The following is a 16,332-nucleotide window of genomic DNA, read 5'->3' on the forward strand; positions in this document are numbered from 1 at the left end:
TCATGGCTATCGAACGTACTTTTTCTATCGTAAAACCAGACGCAGTTGCTAAAAACTTCATTGGTCAAATCTACAACCGTTTTGAAACTGCTGGTTTAAAAATCGTTGCTTCTAAAATGATTCACTTATCACAAGAAAAAGCTGAAGGTTTCTACGCTGAGCACAGCGAACGTCCTTTCTTTGGTGCTTTAGTTGAATTCATGACTTCTGGTCCTGTAATGGTTCAAGTTTTAGAAGGCGAAAACGCTGTTCTTAAAAACCGTGAAATCATGGGTGCTACTAACCCTGCTGAAGCTCTTGCTGGTACTATTCGTGCTGACCTTGCTGATTCAATTGACGAAAACGCTGCTCACGGTTCTGATGCTTTAGAATCAGCAGCACGTGAAATTGCTTACTTCTTCGCTGACGAAGAAATTTGCCCACGTACTCGTTAATTTTAAACTTTACAGATTAGCTGAGCTATTTTAGAGCAGCTAAATGTAGTTTAAAAATTAATTTGAAGGATTTTACTGTTAATCGGTAAAATCCTTTTGTCTATTTTAAGACCGTATAAAATTGAGTGCTTTCAGAGTTGATATACAACTGAGAACATTGAATTTTATTTAGTTTAAATCTGTAGATGATTTAAAGTAGAACCACTAAATTGTTTGTTTTGTATAAAAAGCGTACAATTTAACCTGTAATTTTTTTGTAGTTTTGAGAAGCTTTTATCATGAGTGATGTAACCGAAGTAGTAACCCCAGTGAAGAAAAAAATTAACTTACTCAACCTTGATCACCAAGGTATGCGAGAGTATTTTGCTTCAATCGGCGAAAAGCCATTTCGTGCTGACCAAATAATGAAGTGGATGTACCATTTCGGCTACGACGATTTTGAGTTAATGACTAACTTGAATAAAAAGCTACGCGAAAAATTGCAACGTGATACAGAAATTAAAGCGCCTGAAATATCTGAAAAACAAGTTTCAAGCGACGGTACAATAAAATACGCCTTAAGTCTTGAAGGTGGTCAAGAAATTGAAACTGTTTGGATACCTGAAAATGGCAGAGCAACACTTTGTGTTTCATCACAAGTAGGTTGCGCTTTAGAATGTACTTTCTGCTCTACTGCCCAACAAGGCTTTAACCGCAACCTTTCTATGAGCGAGATTATTGGCCAAGTATGGCGTGTAGCCAATGATATTGGAGCTACGCGCATTGCTGGTACACGTCCAATTACCAATATCGTGATGATGGGCATGGGCGAACCATTACTTAACATGAAAAATCTCATTCCAGCGTTAGATACTATGCTAAATGATCTGGGTTATGGCTTGTCAAAACGTCGTGTAACGGTAAGTACATCAGGTGTTGTACCTGCTTTAGATATGTTAAAAGAAAAAATTGACTGTGCGTTAGCAATATCTGTTCATGCAGGCAACAACACCTTACGTGACGAATTAGTACCTATTAATAAAAAGTATCCATTAGAAGAGTTTATTGCTGCAGCGGCGCGTTATATTGATGGCTCAAAAGCTAATAAACAAGCAACAATTGAATATGTAATGTTGGATCATGTTAACGATAGTACTGATCAAGCACATGAATTAGCGCATGCTTTGAAAGATTTGCCGAGTAAAATCAATCTTATTCCATTTAATCCTTATCCTGGTTCGCCTTATAAACGTTCAAGTAATTCTCGTATTGATCGCTTCGATAAAGTCCTGCAAAGCTACGGTCTTACTGTGATCACACGTCGTACTCGTGGTGACGATATTGACGCCGCATGTGGGCAATTAGCAGGTGATGTTTTAGATAGAACTAAGCGAGCAGGAAAAAAAGAGGTGAAAGCTGAGTCAATTTCAGTAAAAATGGTTTAATTACAATTTTTTAACTTTTACTAAGTGACCTCATTTTTATTATGAAAAAACTATTACCGGTGTTTATCGCGTTACTATCAACAAGCACACTTACCGCTTGTGTGACGCAAAATTATGGCAATGATAAAGACACGCCATTAATTGAAAACGAAACCAGTAACAACGAAATAGCCATGACCCGCATATCACTTGGTTTAGGCTACTTAAAAATGGGTAACACTCAACAAGCTAAACTTAATTTAGAAAAGGCGAAACGTTTTTCGCCTAATTTAGTGCAAGTTTACACCGCTTTTGCACATTATTACGATACTGTTGGCGAGCCTGAATTGGCAACCAAAGCTTATGAGTATGCGTTGAGTATTAATAACCAAGACGCTGATACACTTAATAACTATGGTGTTTTTCTATGTCGTAATGAAAAATACGCAGCCGCCGAAAAACAAATGTTAAAAGCGATAGCGATTCCTAGCTATATTTTAGTCGCGCAAAGTTATGAAAACTTAGCTTTTTGCCAATTAAAAGCTGAGCAATTTGATAAAGCACAAACTTACCTTGAAAAAGCTATAGCTCATAGCCCAAATAGAGCAAGCTCTTTGTTACAAATGATGCGTTTACAATACGCTAAAAGTGACTATAAGTTAGCGCAAACTTACCTTCATCGTTATGAGAAATCGACTCGTCGATTTAGTGCTGATGCTTTAGCCTTAGCGTTTAAAATCTTTCAAAAGCAAGGTAATAAACGTATTTCATCTAACTATGGCAGCATGTTAGTTAAAATGTTTCCAAACTCATTTGAAGCAAAGCAATATATATTAAATGAACTTTATCAGATTGATGCAGACAAACTAGCAGAGGTATACCGAGCGTCACTGTTAGATGAAAGCAGCAAAAAAAGTAAAAAGCGAGTTGTTGTATTATCTCCAAAAACAAATAAAAAAGTTTCGGACGCAAGTTTGGCTCATTATGGTTTAAAGCCTGTGATGGAAAACTCTGTTATGCCAACGTCTCAACAAGAGGCCAATGTAAAAACAGAGAACGCTAGGGCTAACGAGCAAAAAAATGCTTCTAAAACGGCTGTTCAAAAAACATTTGTTAATGATAAAGAAGCAAAGAAGAAGTTAGATAAAAAAACACGCAAGTTAACGGTTAACAAGCCTGAAAATGTATCAAATATAAAAACAGATACAGCACCGGTAACTGAAGTTAAAGATGAAGAAAATAGAGCGCCGGTGGTGTCATTACCCATTCATGTAGTGGCCAAAGGTGATAGTTTGTTTGCTATTTCTAAGCAATACAATATTGTAATGAAAAGTTTAGAGCGTTGGAATAAGTTAGGTCGCCCATATCTGTTAAAAATTGGTGATGTTATTTATCTCGCAGACCCAAAATCAGCGGCTAAACGCTAAGAGAAACGCTTGATGAAGCAAGAGTTAACTACATTGAAAAATGAACAAAATGAAGCAGTAGTCGCTACCGAAGAAATCAACTTAGTTGTTGGTCCTGGAGCAATACTGAAAGAAGCACGAGAAACTGGTGGTTTAACTGAGCAGCAAGTTGCTGATAAGCTTAATTTTAGATTACGCTTAGTGCAAAATATAGAAGTGGACATTTTTGACCGTAGCTTACCTGAAGCTTTCAATCGTGGTTATCTGAAAAGTTACGCTAAATTGGTTAATATTTCAGAAACTGTCGTACTAAATAGTTATGATCAGTTAGCTGAAGTACAAAGCCAGTGTGCGGGTATGCAAAGTTTTTCTAAGGGAACAGAAAAGCAAGCTGAGCATAAATTGTTAATGTGGATCACTTATCTTATTTTGGCAATATTCCTTACGGCAACTGTGGTCTGGTGGCTTCAAACGCCTTCAGAGCAACCTGAGCCTATTGAAGCTGAGAAGGCTAATCAAGTTGCAAAATCGTCAACTAATAACGAAACGAACAATACTATCCCAACAACCAATAGCAGTTTAACTCATACAAATAACCTTGACGATTCCGGTATAACCGAAAGTAATGCAGCCAATGAAGGTGAAGCCTTCGATGTTAATGATGCATTAAATACGTCAATAGAGAATGCTACTAATGCCGAAACTGTTGATATTGCTACTGAGCAATTAGATAACGGTGTAAGCTCTGTTATACCTAGCGAAACTGTTGAAAGTTCTAATGTTGGAAGTAACAATGTTGAAAGTACTAATGTTGAAAGCATTACTGATGAAAGCGAAACGTCATTAATCGCTAATGTGGTTTTTACATTTTCAGGTGACTGTTGGGTTAATATATATGATGCTACCGGTGAAAGAATTGCTTGGGGTGTGAAAAAGTCTGGCTATGTTATGAAAATTTCGGGTCAAGCGCCTTTCTCTATTACTTTAGGTAAACCTGAGTTAGTGGCAATAGATTACAATGACCTTGCGGTTGATATGACGGGTTTTAACGCTGGAAATATCGCTAAATTTTCATTACCTATGACGCCTTAATTCGGTCATTTTTTGTTTAATTAATATCACAATACTGAAATTTTATTATGTTTAAAGAATCTCCTATTATCCGTCGAAAATCACGTCAAATTATGGTTGGCAATGTGCCAGTTGGTGGTGGCGCACCTATTTCGGTGCAGTCAATGACCAACACACTTACCACAGACGTAGCTGCAACCGTTGCACAAATTAATGCTCTTGAAGCTGTAGGTGCCGACATTGTTCGTGTGAGTGTTCCAACGATGGATGCTGCTGAAGCTTTTCGTGAGATAAAGTTACAAACAAATATCCCCTTAGTTGCCGATATTCATTTTGATTATCGTATTGCCTTGAAAGTAGCTGAGTATGGCGTTGATTGTTTGCGTATAAATCCGGGTAATATAGGTCGAGAAGATAGGGTTCGCTCTGTTGTAGAATGTGCTCGTGATAATAATATCCCTATTCGCATTGGTGTTAATGGCGGCTCGTTAGAAAAAGATATTCAAGAAAGATACACAGAACCAACACCAGAAGCGTTATTAGAATCAGCCATGCGTCATGTTGATATTCTTGACTGTTTAAATTTTCATGAGTTTAAAGTCAGTGTAAAGGCTTCAGATGTTTTTCTTGCCGTGGGCGCATATCGTTTATTAGCTAAACAAATTGATAATCCATTGCACCTTGGTATTACCGAGGCAGGTGGCTTGCGATCAGGCTCTGTTAAGTCATCAGTAGGGTTAGGTTTATTGCTTGCTGAAGGTATTGGCGATACCTTACGCGTTTCATTAGCGGCAGATCCTATCGAAGAAATCAAAGTGGGTTTTGATATTTTAAAGTCTTTAAAACTGCGTAGTCGTGGTATTAATTTTATCGCTTGTCCAAGTTGTTCTCGCCAAGAGTTCGATGTTATTTCTACCGTAAATGCTTTAGAGCAGCGTGTTGAAGATATTATGACACCTATGGATGTTTCTATTATCGGTTGTATTGTTAATGGCCCAGGTGAGGCATTAGTGTCTGACTTAGGTTTAACCGGCAGTAGCAAAAAAAGTGGTTATTACCTTGATGGCATAAGACAAAAAGAGCGTTTCGATAATACTAATCTTGTTGATCAGCTCGAACAACGAATTCGCGCAAAAGCTAAGATGCTTGATGCGAGTAATCAAATAGCAATACAAGAGCTAGATTAATTAAGCTTAATTCATTACGCTAGCGGCTGTTATTTACGTTTGATAGCAAACTGCCTATACTATGCGCGATAAATAATGGCGCTCAACAAAAGTATATTTTGTATCAGCGAATGAATTAAAAATGAACAAATACAAATGAGCGAGAAAATAATACGTGAGTAAAGCATTACAAGCCATTAGAGGTATGAACGACTGTTTGCCAGCAGAAACAGGTATTTGGCAAATGGTAGAAACAGTATTACGCCGAGTTGCCAGTAATTACGGTTTTGCAGAAATACGTATGCCTATTGTAGAGTCTACGGCCTTATTCAAGCGCTCTATAGGTGAAGTTACCGATATTGTTGAAAAAGAAATGTATACCTTTGATGATCGCAATGGTGACAGTTTAACCTTGCGACCAGAAGGTACGGCAAGTTGTGTGCGAGCAGCTAATCAACATGGGTTACTATATAACCAAGAGCAACGCTTATGGTATATGGGACCAATGTTTCGCCATGAGCGTCCACAAAAAGGGCGTTACCGTCAATTTCATCAATTTGGCCTAGAAGCCTTTGGTATAGCAACACCAGATATTGACGCTGAAATTATTATGTTAACGTCGCGACTTTGGCGGGAACTTGGTATCAATGAATTTGTCACACTAGAGTTAAACTCTTTAGGCTCGAACGAAGAGCGTGGTAAATACCGAGATGCACTTGTAGAATTTTTATCTGAAAAAGAAGATCTTTTAGATGAAGACAGCAAGCGTAGAATGCACACTAATCCATTACGTGTGCTAGACAGTAAGAACCCAGATGTACAAGCAGCATTAGCGGGCGCGCCTAAATTAGCCGATTACTTTGGCGAAGAATCTAGTGCACACTTTGCTTCAGTTTGTCAGCGTTTAGACGCTGCTGGCGTAAAGTATGTAATTAATGATCGCTTAGTTCGTGGTTTAGATTATTATAATCGCACTGTTTTTGAATGGGTTACATCTAGCTTAGGTGCACAAGGTACTATTTGTGCCGGTGGTCGCTATGACGGTTTAGTAGAACAATTAGGTGGAAAATCAACACCTGGTTTTGGTTTTGCATTGGGTATTGAACGTTTAGTCCTAATGTTAACCAGTTTAGAAAAAGCGAATAATGTTAGAGCCCAAGTGGATGCTTACGTTATTATGCTGGGCGATGAAGCTGAAATAGCGGGTAATGGCTTAGCTGAGCAATGGCGCGATCAAGTACCAGAAATAAGATTACAATGTCACTGTGGTGGTGGCAATATGAAGAAACAAATGAAGCGTGCAGATAAATCAGGTGCCCAAATAGCATTGATTCTTGGTGAAGATGAAGTAGCTCAAAAAATGGTAACCGTAAAATATTTGCGCGGACAACAAGAACAACAAAGTTTGCCACTTGAGCAAGTAGCAAGCCTTTTAACAAATTTACTTTAAGGGTTAGTTTTGGATATACATCAAACAGAAGAACAACAAGTAGAAGCAATCAAAACGTTTTGGAGTAACAACGGAAACGCAATTATTGCTGGTTTAGTTATTGGTTTTTCAGGATTTATAGGTCTTAATTACTATAACGATTATAAATTACAACAAGAACTTAATACTTCAGAAGCTTATCAAGCAATGATGGAAGCTTCGACTGAAGAAGGTGCTAATTTTGAAGTAGCTGGTAATGCTTTTATTGCTGAAAATGAAAGCTCTAGCTATACCATGCTAACGGCAATTGCCTTAGCTAAAGAAGCTGCTGAAAACCAAAACTGGGAAAAAGCTGAAACATATCTAAGCACAGCGATTGAAAAATCAGTTGATGACGGTATTAAAGCAATAGCCACAGTGCGTTTAGCGCGTGTGCAGTTACAGTTAGAAAAATTTGAACTAGCGTTGAAAACATTAGCTCCTAAATTACCTGCTTCGTTCGATACGAGTGTTGAAGAAATTAAAGGTGATATTTACTTTAAACAAGGTAAGTCTGAATTAGCACGTACTGCTTATCAAGCGGCCATCGACAGCGCAGATGATAGCAGCAACCCAGCTTTACAGATGAAACTAGATAATCTAGCGCAAGTTATTAACTTAAACAAATAGAGAGCGATAAGCATGTTTATGAGTAAACGCTTTAATAGAAAACTCCTTGTTATTTGTTTTTTAGCACTAGGAATTTCTGCGTGTTCATCAACTGATGATGAAGACGAAGATCTAAAGGTTGCAGAATTAACTGAAATAAAAGCATTGTTTGAACCTGATGTAAAATGGGATGCAAGCGTTGGCAATGGTGTGGGAGATTACTTCTCTCGTATTCAACCGGTAGTTGCTTACGGCAAAGTGGTTAGTGTAAGTCGCGAAGGTGAAGCTTACGCATTTGACGAACAAAGCGGTGATCAAGTTTGGCATGCTGATTTAAGCGACATAGAAAATAAGCGCGGCTTTTTTGACGACAAAGAACCTGCTTTAATTAGTGGCGGTGTTGTTGCCGGTATTAACAAAGCTTTTTTTGGTAGTGAAAATGGTGAAGTTTTCGCACTGGATATTGAAAATGGCGAACTTGCTTGGAAAGGTAAAGTTAAAGGTGAAGTTATAGCTGCACCAGCACTAGACTCAGGTAAGCTAGTTGTAAATACCGCCTCGGGTGTTATGAAAGCATTCAATGCCTCAAACGGTCAAGACGATTGGCAAATAGAGCAAGATGTACCACCATTAACATTACGTGGTATTAGTGCTCCTGTTATTGCTGGCGGTGGTGTTATTGTTGGCTCTGCCGACGGTTCATTATCTGTTTATTTACTTGAACAAGGCCGCCAAGGTTGGACGGTAGATATTGGTGAAGCTGCAGGCTCAACCGAATTAGAACGTGTTATTGATGTTGACTCAACGCCATTAATTTACGGTGATAACATTTATAGCGTATCTTCAAGAGGCAATTTAAGTGCCGTTGAACTACGTTCAGGTCGTGTATTATGGCAGCGTCAATATTCATCTTATCGTGAAGTGTCGATCAGCGGTAACAGTTTATTTTTAACTGATGTTAAAGGTCATGTATACGCAATTGACCGTAATAATGGCTTAGAGCTTTGGAGCCAGTTATCTTTCACTAACCGTGGCCTAACCGGACCGGTTCCTCAAGGTAACTATGTTGTTGTTGGTGATTTTGAAGGTTATTTACATTGGTTAGATCAAGATACCGGCGAAATAGTCTCTCGCCATCATGTGGATAGCAGCGGAATTCATGCAACACCAACAGTTGAAAATAACGTTTTGTATAGCCAAGCACGTAATGGTGATTTAGAAGCGATTACTATTCCAAAATAAATAATTTAATGAGTCAGTTAAAAAATTCTGACTAACTAAATATTTAGACTAAAATTATAAACGGCTCCAGTGCAAAATGTGCTGGAGCCGTTGTTTATTAATAACGCTAACATCATATTAGCGTAAAAGAAATTTGAGGTGAACATGCTTCCTGTAGTAGCACTCGTTGGGCGACCTAATGTCGGTAAATCAACACTATTTAACAGATTAACACGCAGCAGAGATGCTTTAGTTGCCGACTACCCTGGTTTAACGCGTGACCGCCAATACGGAAAAGCGGAAGTTGAAGAGCATCCATTTATTGTTATTGATACCGGTGGTATTGAAGGTGATGAGAAGGGTATTGATGCTTTAATGGCTGAACAGTCTTTAATTGCTATTGATGAAGCCGATGCCGTATTATTTATGGTTGATGCAAGAGCAGGTTTAACATCTGCAGATCAAGGTATAGCTAGCCATTTACGTAAACAAGATAAAAAAGTATTTTTGGTTGCTAATAAAGTCGACGGTATCGATGCTGACTCTGCGGTTGCTGACTTCTACTCACTTGGTTTAGGCGATGCAGTACATCAAATTGCTGCGGCTCATGGCCGTGGTGTTACGCAACTATTAACGTTAGCCTTAACACCCCACATTGAAGAGTTAGGTAAACCCAAAGCACAAGAAAATGACGAATTTGACGGTGATTTCGAAGAACACTTAGACTCTGAAGCTCTCGATAAAAAGAATATTGAAGAAGCGCCAGAAGAAACTGACACTATAAAACTAGCGATCATTGGTAAACCTAACGTAGGTAAGTCGACTTTAACTAATCGTATTTTAGGTGAAGACAGAGTCGTAGTATTTGATATGCCGGGTACAACGCGTGATAGCGTTTATATTCCAATGGAGCACAATGGTCGTCCTTATACTTTAATTGATACGGCAGGTATTCGTCGTCGTAAAAATGTTACTGACATCGTAGAAAAATTCTCGGTTATTAAAACGTTGCGCGCGATTGAAGATGCTAATGTTTGTTTGTTGATTATTGATGCTCAAGAAGGCATTAGTGATCAAGATTTAAGTTTACTTGGATTTATCTTAGAAGCAGGGCGTTCATTGGTATTAGCAGTGAATAAATGGGATGGTTTAGATGACCACGTTAAAGAGCGAATTAAATCTGAATTAGATCGTCGCCTAGGCTTTATTGATTTTGCTCGAATTCACTTTATTTCAGCGCTACACGGCACAGGTGTAGGACATTTATATGAGTCAGTTGAAGAAGCGTTTATTTCAGCAACTAAACGTATTTCTACTTCTATGGTAACTAAAATTTTAGATATGGCGGTGTTTGACCACCAACCTCCTATGCACCAAGGTCGTCGCATAAAACTAAAATATGCCCATGCCGGTGGTTACAACCCACCTATTATTGTGATTCATGGCAACTTAGCGAAAAACCTACCGTTATCTTATAAACGTTATTTAATGAACTATTACCGTAAGTCATTAAAAATAATGGGAACACCAATTAGAATTGAATTTAGAGAAACCTCTAATCCATTTGCGGGTAAGAAAAAACTAAATTATACCGAGCAAAAGAAACTTGCCCGAGCAACTCAAGGTTATAAAAAAGACTAAGTATTTCGCTTAAGTGATAAAAAAACTGACAACTCAATGTCAGTTTTTTTATCCGTATTTTTTGCTTGTTTTTAATACGATTGATATTGCCTTAGTTAATGTATTCCGCTAATGTTAAATACCCTAAGCAACTTATTTAACAGAATAATTTTGTTCTATTAAGATTAAACTTTTGGAAACTTATGTCTGATCCCTCTGCAAAGATTGAAACAGTAGAACGGTTAAATAAAAATTTAGCATTGTTACACCCTGGTTCTGTTGTAACACTAGATATGTCGACCCCTGCAGGGCAACGAGGTAAGTTTCGTTCAACGTTTATTGGTTATTTACAAAAGCATTATGTTTTAGTGCAATATCCTGATAGCTCAAAAATGGGCACCTTCGCGAAATACATTGCTCCCGGAATGGGCGTAACTGTTCGTGGTTTAATTGAGGGACACGAAGGAGCGGTAGTAGCATTCATTTCTAATATTAAAATGGCTATTCAAATTCCTTCTCGTATTTTAGTACTTGAATTTCCAAGGGAAGTAAGCTTACAGAATCTTCGTGGTTCAATGCGCATTGAAACCTATATTAAAGCTAAAACTAAAATTAAAGAGGAATATTGGGGCTCAGTAATTTCTGATATTTCTGTTTCTGGCTGTAAACTCATGATCACAAATGGTGAAAAGCTAACATTAACTGAGGATAAGCCGATAGAAATCATTATTGAAGATTTCCAAGGTTTAAAGAACCTCAAGTTAGCGGCTGAAATTTGTAATAGTAGAATACAAACCGCTGGTGTATTGCTCGGGGTTAAGTTTAACGATTCAAGTAAAAGCGAAGTGACTAAATTATTACATGAAGCGGTAATTTCATCGAGCTAATTGGCTTTTACTGCTAAAACTTTAGCATCGATTACACCATCAGAAACTTCCACTTTAATACTGGTTTCAATTTCTAAATCTTTAATACTTTTAACCATTTTCCCTTGCTCAGTTCGAGTTATACTATAGCCACGAGCAATAGTCGCTAATGGGCTAACAATATGAAGCTGTTCGCATTGATGAGAAAAAACTTCACGTTTAGCCATTAATAGCCGTTGTTGGGCTCTGATCAATTGTGTATTTAATTGCGCTGCATACTGAAGTTTTTGTTTTACTTTATTAGCCGGGCTAGCATTAATAAGACGCTGCTCAAGGTATGTTGGCTGATGTTTAACTTGATTTAACTTCCTCGAAATAAGCCCTTGTAAACGAAGCGTGAGATCGTCTGATTTTTGTTGTTTATTTCGTAACTGTTGTTCAGGATGAACTTGGCTCAACCTATGATTTAAACTCCCCAACAAATGGCTTGAGCGTTTTAGTTGTTGGCCAATAGCTATGTGCGCGCGCTTAGAAAGAGAAAGAAGGTTTTTGATACGCTCTTCTGTATCAGCAGAAACAAGCTCTGCAGCAGCAGACGGCGTAGGGGCCCTTAAGTCTGCTACATAATCAGATAACGTTGTATCTATCTCATGACCTACTCCGCTAATTATTGGTAATGCCGATTGGAAGATTGCTCGTGCTACAATTTCCTCATTAAAAGCCCACAAATCTTCCAAAGAACCTCCACCTCGAGCTATTAATAATGCATCTACTTCATTGCGTTGGTTTGCTAACGTTATTGCATGGGTAATATCATATTTAGCTTGTTCACCTTGAACTAACACCGGATAAACAATAACTTTTAAGAGCGGGTTTCTTCGCTTTAATACGTTCATAATATCTTTTACTGCCGCACCCGTCGGCGAAGTAATGATGCCGACTGTTTCAATTAATTTAGGTATAGCTTGCTTATGATAAAGCTCAAATAAACCTTCTTTATGCAACTGGTCTTTTAATAATTGATACTGTTGTCGTAGTAAGCCTTCTCCGGCAGACTCCATTTGCTCAATAATCAGTTGAAAATCGCCACGCGGCTCATACAAGGATACTTTAGCTCGCACTAGAACTTGTTGGCCATTTTGTGGCTGAATGCTAACCCTACGATTATTACCTTTAAACATAGCGCAGCGAACTTGCGATTTTTGATCTTTTAAAGATAAATACCAATGTCCAGAGCTTGCGGCAATAAAATTAGATATTTCGCCACATAACCAAACAGTATTTAACTCACTCTCTAGAATAAAACGTACTTTTTTGGTGAGTTCACTAACTTGTAGAATATGCTGTTGAGCCATAAATATTTTACTTTCTATATGATTAAGAGGTAACAAAATGTTATTGCCGACCATTATATATTTGTTTAACCCATAATCGGCAGTTTATTTTCGTTTTATCGCAATTATAAGTTTACCTTAGTCGTGAAAGCGGTTAAAATTCTGCCGCAATATTTCCTCCCTAACCACTCATTTTAGAGAGATGTTGCGATGCTAAGAATTGCCCAAGAAGCGTTAACGTTTGACGATGTTTTACTGGTACCTGCTCATTCTAAGGTACTGCCCCATACTGCCGATTTAAAAACTAAATTAACTCGAAAGATCAACTTAAATGTTCCAATGATCTCTGCGTCGATGGACACAGTGACCGAAGCACGTTTAGCTATTACCTTAGCTCAAGAAGGTGGTGTAGGTTTTATTCACAAAAATATGACCATTGCTGAACAAGCTAAAAATGTTTCTAAAGTTAAGAAATATGAAAGCGGCATTGTTTCAGATCCTGTTACGGTTAACCCAACAGCAACAATTGAAGGCACCATGCGCCTAGCTGATGAACTTGGTTTTTCAGGCTTCCCGGTTGTTGACGAAAAAAATAAGCTTGTTGGCATAATTACAGGGCGCGATTTACGCTTTGAAACTGATTTAACTAAGCCAGTATCGGCATTGATGACCAAGAAAGACAAACTTGTCACAGTACAAGAAGGTGCATCACGAGAAGAAATACTTTGTTTAATGCACGAACATCGCATTGAAAAAATACTAATGGTAGACGACGCTTTTACGCTTAAAGGTATGATCACCGTTAAAGATTATCAAAAAGCTGAAAGTAAACCTAATGCTTGTAAAGATGAGTTAGGTCGCTTACGCGTTGGTGCTGCTGTTGGTGTTGGCGCTGGCACAGATGAACGTATTGATGCACTTGTTGCTGCAGGTGTTGATGTTTTATTAATTGATACATCACATGGCCACTCACAAGGTGTTCTTGATCGCGTAGCTGAAACTCGCGCTAAATACCCAGATTTACAAATTATTGCCGGTAACGTGGCTACAGCTGCAGGTGCTAAGGCTTTAGCCGATGTTGGTGTTGATGCTGTTAAAGTAGGTATAGGCCCAGGTTCTATTTGTACTACTCGAATTGTTACCGGTGTAGGTGTTCCACAATTAACCGCTATCTCTAATGCTGTTGAAGCATTAAAAGGGACCGGAATTCCGGTTATTGCCGATGGTGGTATTCGTTTTTCAGGCGATATTGCTAAAGCATTAGTTGCTGGTGCGCATTGTGTGATGGTTGGTAGCATGCTTGCTGGTACTGAAGAAGCACCCGGCGAAGTAGAGTTATACCAAGGCCGTTACTACAAATCTTACCGTGGCATGGGATCTTTAGGCGCCATGAGTCAGAAAGAAGGCTCAAGTGATCGCTACTTCCAAAAGTCTGATGGCGAAGCCGATAAATTAGTACCAGAAGGCATCGAAGGACGTGTTGCTTATAAAGGTCCAGTTGCCGCTATTATCCACCAACAAATGGGTGGCTTACGTTCATCAATGGGCTTAACGGGTTCTGCTACCATTGAAATCATGCGTACTAAACCTGAGTTTATGAAAATTACTTCTGCCGGTATGGGTGAGTCTCATGTTCATGATGTTGCTATCACTAAAGAAGCGCCAAATTATCGCATGGGCTAGTAAGAGCGGTAGAGTTATTTAAATTAAGTTTGTATTCGGTGAGCACCTATTGACGAATGTTGAACAGGTACTTTGATCTGAACTTGAACTTAAATACTCTCAACGTTTTGTTGTTAGAAAAATAAAACTGAAGATGATTTTTTACTCATCTAAAGAAATTCAAATAGGCTGAGCGCTATCTCATTTTGAGCAAGCTCAGCCTGTTCATTTTATAGTTAAATAAAAGTAGGAAAACAACATGAGTAAAGACATTCATGATCACCGCATACTGATATTAGATTTTGGTTCGCAATACACTCAACTAATCGCTCGTCGTGTTCGAGAAATTGGTGTTTATTGTGAATTATGGGCTTGGGATGTTACTCAAGAACAAATTGAAGGTTTTAATCCTACTGGCATAATTTTAGCGGGCGGACCTGAGTCAGTTACCGAACAAAACTCTCCTCGTGCACCTGAATATGTATTTAATGCGGGTGTGCCAGTATTGGGTATTTGTTACGGCATGCAAACCATGGCTGAACAATTAGGTGGCGGTGTAGAAGGTTCTGAACATAAAGAATTCGGCTATGCAGCGGTAGAAGTTATCGCAAAATCAGCACTCTTTAATGCTATTGAAGATAATGTCAGTCAAAACGGCAATGCATTATTAGATGTGTGGATGAGCCATGGCGATAAAGTGTCAGCTATTCCTGAAGGTTTTGTTACTGTTGCCCAAACGCCAAGTTGTAAATACGCGGCAATGGCAAATGAAGACAAGCAATTCTACGGTGTACAATTTCATCCTGAAGTTACTCATACTAAGCAAGGCTTAAGAATTCTTGAGCATTTTGTTGTTGATATTTGTCAGTGTGAAAAGTTGTGGACACCAGCATCAATTATTGAAGATGCAATCGAGAAAATGAAAACACAAATCGGTGATGACGAAGTTGTTCTTGGTTTGTCTGGTGGTGTTGACTCATCTGTTGTTGCTATGCTTTTGCATCGCGCAATTGGCGATAAGTTGACCTGTGTTTTTGTTGATAACGGTTTGCTCCGTTTAAACGAAGGCCAGCAAGTAATGGATATGTTTGGTGACCATTTCGGTTTAAATATTATTCACGTTAACGCCGAGAATCGTTTCTTAGACCGACTAGCTGATGAGAACGATCCTGAGAAAAAGCGTAAAATTATTGGTAATGTTTTTGTTGAAATTTTTGACGAAGAAGCCGGTAAACTTAAGAATGCTAAATGGTTAGCCCAAGGTACTATTTACCCAGATGTTATTGAATCAGCTGCGTCTGCAACTGGCAAAGCCCATGTGATTAAATCGCACCATAATGTTGGCGGTTTACCTGAAGATATGGAGTTAGGCTTAGTAGAGCCCCTACGCGAATTGTTTAAAGATGAAGTGCGTAAAATTGGTTTAGAGCTTGGATTACCTTATGACATGCTTTATCGTCATCCTTTCCCAGGGCCAGGTTTAGGTGTTCGTATTTTAGGTGAAGTGAAAAAAGAATACGCAGACTTACTTCGCCGTGCCGACCATATTTTCATTGAAGAATTGCACAAACATGACTTATATAAAAAAGTTAGCCAAGCCTTCACGGTATTTTTACCTGTACGTTCAGTCGGTGTTATGGGCGATGCAAGAAAATATGACTGGGTTGTAAGCCTACGCTGTGTAGAAACTATCGACTTTATGACTGCACGCTGGTCACATTTACCTTACGATTTCTTAGGCTTAGTGTCTAACCGTATTATTAACGAAATTGATGGTATTTCTCGCGTTGTTTACGATATATCAGGGAAGCCGCCCGCAACAATTGAATGGGAGTAACCCTACCTTAAGCTTGTTAGAACATCCAATTTCGGCGTTGGAAGTACTCACCTAGTAACCTAGGCTCCGTGCTACCGCCTTGAACTTGAATGTTCTACCTGCGCTTAAGCGTGAATTACGGTAACAATCGATTTGTCGATTGGAAGTACTCACCTAGTAACCTAGGCTCCGTGCTACCGCCTTGAACTTGAATGTTCTACCTGCGCTTAAGCGTGAAGATAGTGTGAGTAGGCTT

Annotated in this window: 13 protein-coding genes; 12 read left to right on the forward strand and 1 reads right to left on the reverse strand. The window is 38.7% G+C overall.

The features are described from left to right. The first annotated feature begins 2 nt into the window (after positions 1-2). The 10 genes from ndk (at position 3) to B6A32_RS04190 (ending at position 11,285) form a co-directional block, all read left to right on the forward strand. Entirely contained in the window at positions 3-434 is a 432-nt protein-coding gene (gene ndk, locus B6A32_RS04145; protein ID WP_085298961.1) for a nucleoside-diphosphate kinase, read from the forward strand. A gap of 278 nt (positions 435-712) precedes the next feature. Continuing rightward, on the forward strand, positions 713-1,858 hold the full coding sequence (locus B6A32_RS04150) for a bifunctional tRNA (adenosine(37)-C2)-methyltransferase TrmG/ribosomal RNA large subunit methyltransferase RlmN (RefSeq protein ID WP_085301433.1): 1,146 nt from the start codon (positions 713-715) through the stop codon (positions 1,856-1,858). A 41-nt stretch (positions 1,859-1,899) separates the two neighbouring features. Next, positions 1,900-3,264, forward strand: coding sequence for a type IV pilus biogenesis/stability protein PilW (gene pilW, locus B6A32_RS04155; RefSeq protein WP_085301434.1), 1,365 nt, complete (start codon positions 1,900-1,902; stop codon positions 3,262-3,264). Between the two features lie 12 nt (positions 3,265-3,276). After that, on the forward strand, positions 3,277-4,335 hold the full coding sequence (locus B6A32_RS04160) for a RodZ domain-containing protein (protein ID WP_085301435.1): 1,059 nt from the start codon (positions 3,277-3,279) through the stop codon (positions 4,333-4,335). A gap of 47 nt (positions 4,336-4,382) precedes the next feature. Then, positions 4,383-5,501, forward strand: coding sequence for a flavodoxin-dependent (E)-4-hydroxy-3-methylbut-2-enyl-diphosphate synthase (gene ispG, locus B6A32_RS04165; protein WP_085301436.1), 1,119 nt, complete (start codon positions 4,383-4,385; stop codon positions 5,499-5,501). Between the two features lie 154 nt (positions 5,502-5,655). After that, positions 5,656-6,930: a histidine--tRNA ligase gene (hisS, locus tag B6A32_RS04170; RefSeq protein ID WP_085301437.1), complete on the forward strand. Its 1,275-nt coding sequence runs from the start codon at positions 5,656-5,658 to the stop codon at positions 6,928-6,930. Positions 6,931-6,939: 9 nt separating this feature from the next. Continuing rightward, positions 6,940-7,578 carry a YfgM family protein gene (locus tag B6A32_RS04175; RefSeq protein ID WP_085301438.1) on the forward strand — a complete coding sequence of 213 codons (639 nt, stop codon included), beginning with the start codon at positions 6,940-6,942 and terminating at the stop codon, positions 7,576-7,578. An 18-nt stretch (positions 7,579-7,596) separates the two neighbouring features. Next, positions 7,597-8,799 (forward strand): outer membrane protein assembly factor BamB, encoded by a 1,203-nt coding sequence (gene bamB, locus B6A32_RS04180; protein ID WP_233131312.1) that lies wholly within the window; start codon positions 7,597-7,599, stop codon positions 8,797-8,799. 144 nt (positions 8,800-8,943) lie between these two features. Further along, positions 8,944-10,419 (forward strand): ribosome biogenesis GTPase Der, encoded by a 1,476-nt coding sequence (gene der, locus B6A32_RS04185; RefSeq protein ID WP_085301440.1) that lies wholly within the window; start codon positions 8,944-8,946, stop codon positions 10,417-10,419. 182 nt (positions 10,420-10,601) lie between these two features. Then, the gene (locus B6A32_RS04190; protein ID WP_085301441.1) at positions 10,602-11,285 is read left to right on the forward strand and encodes a flagellar brake domain-containing protein; all 684 of its coding nucleotides are present in this window, start codon (positions 10,602-10,604) and stop codon (positions 11,283-11,285) included. Here the strand turns inward: B6A32_RS04190 and xseA are convergent. After that, positions 11,282-12,619 (reverse strand): exodeoxyribonuclease VII large subunit, encoded by a 1,338-nt coding sequence (xseA, locus tag B6A32_RS04195; protein ID WP_085301552.1) that lies wholly within the window; start codon positions 12,617-12,619, stop codon positions 11,282-11,284. The genes B6A32_RS04190 and xseA overlap by 4 nt on opposite strands. 189 nt (positions 12,620-12,808) lie before the next feature. Here xseA and guaB point away from each other — a divergent pair, with 189 nt between their 5' ends. Continuing rightward, positions 12,809-14,281, forward strand: a complete 1,473-nt coding sequence (gene guaB / locus B6A32_RS04200; RefSeq protein ID WP_085301442.1) for an IMP dehydrogenase — start codon at positions 12,809-12,811, stop codon at positions 14,279-14,281. A gap of 238 nt (positions 14,282-14,519) precedes the next feature. Further along, a complete protein-coding gene (gene guaA / locus B6A32_RS04205) occupies positions 14,520-16,097 on the forward strand; it encodes a glutamine-hydrolyzing GMP synthase (protein WP_085301443.1) in 1,578 nt (525 codons plus the stop codon). The last annotated feature ends 235 nt before the right edge of the window (positions 16,098-16,332 follow it).

This window comes from Colwellia polaris (assembly GCF_002104515.1).
Classification (GTDB): Bacteria; Pseudomonadota; Gammaproteobacteria; order Enterobacterales; family Alteromonadaceae; genus Cognaticolwellia; species Cognaticolwellia polaris.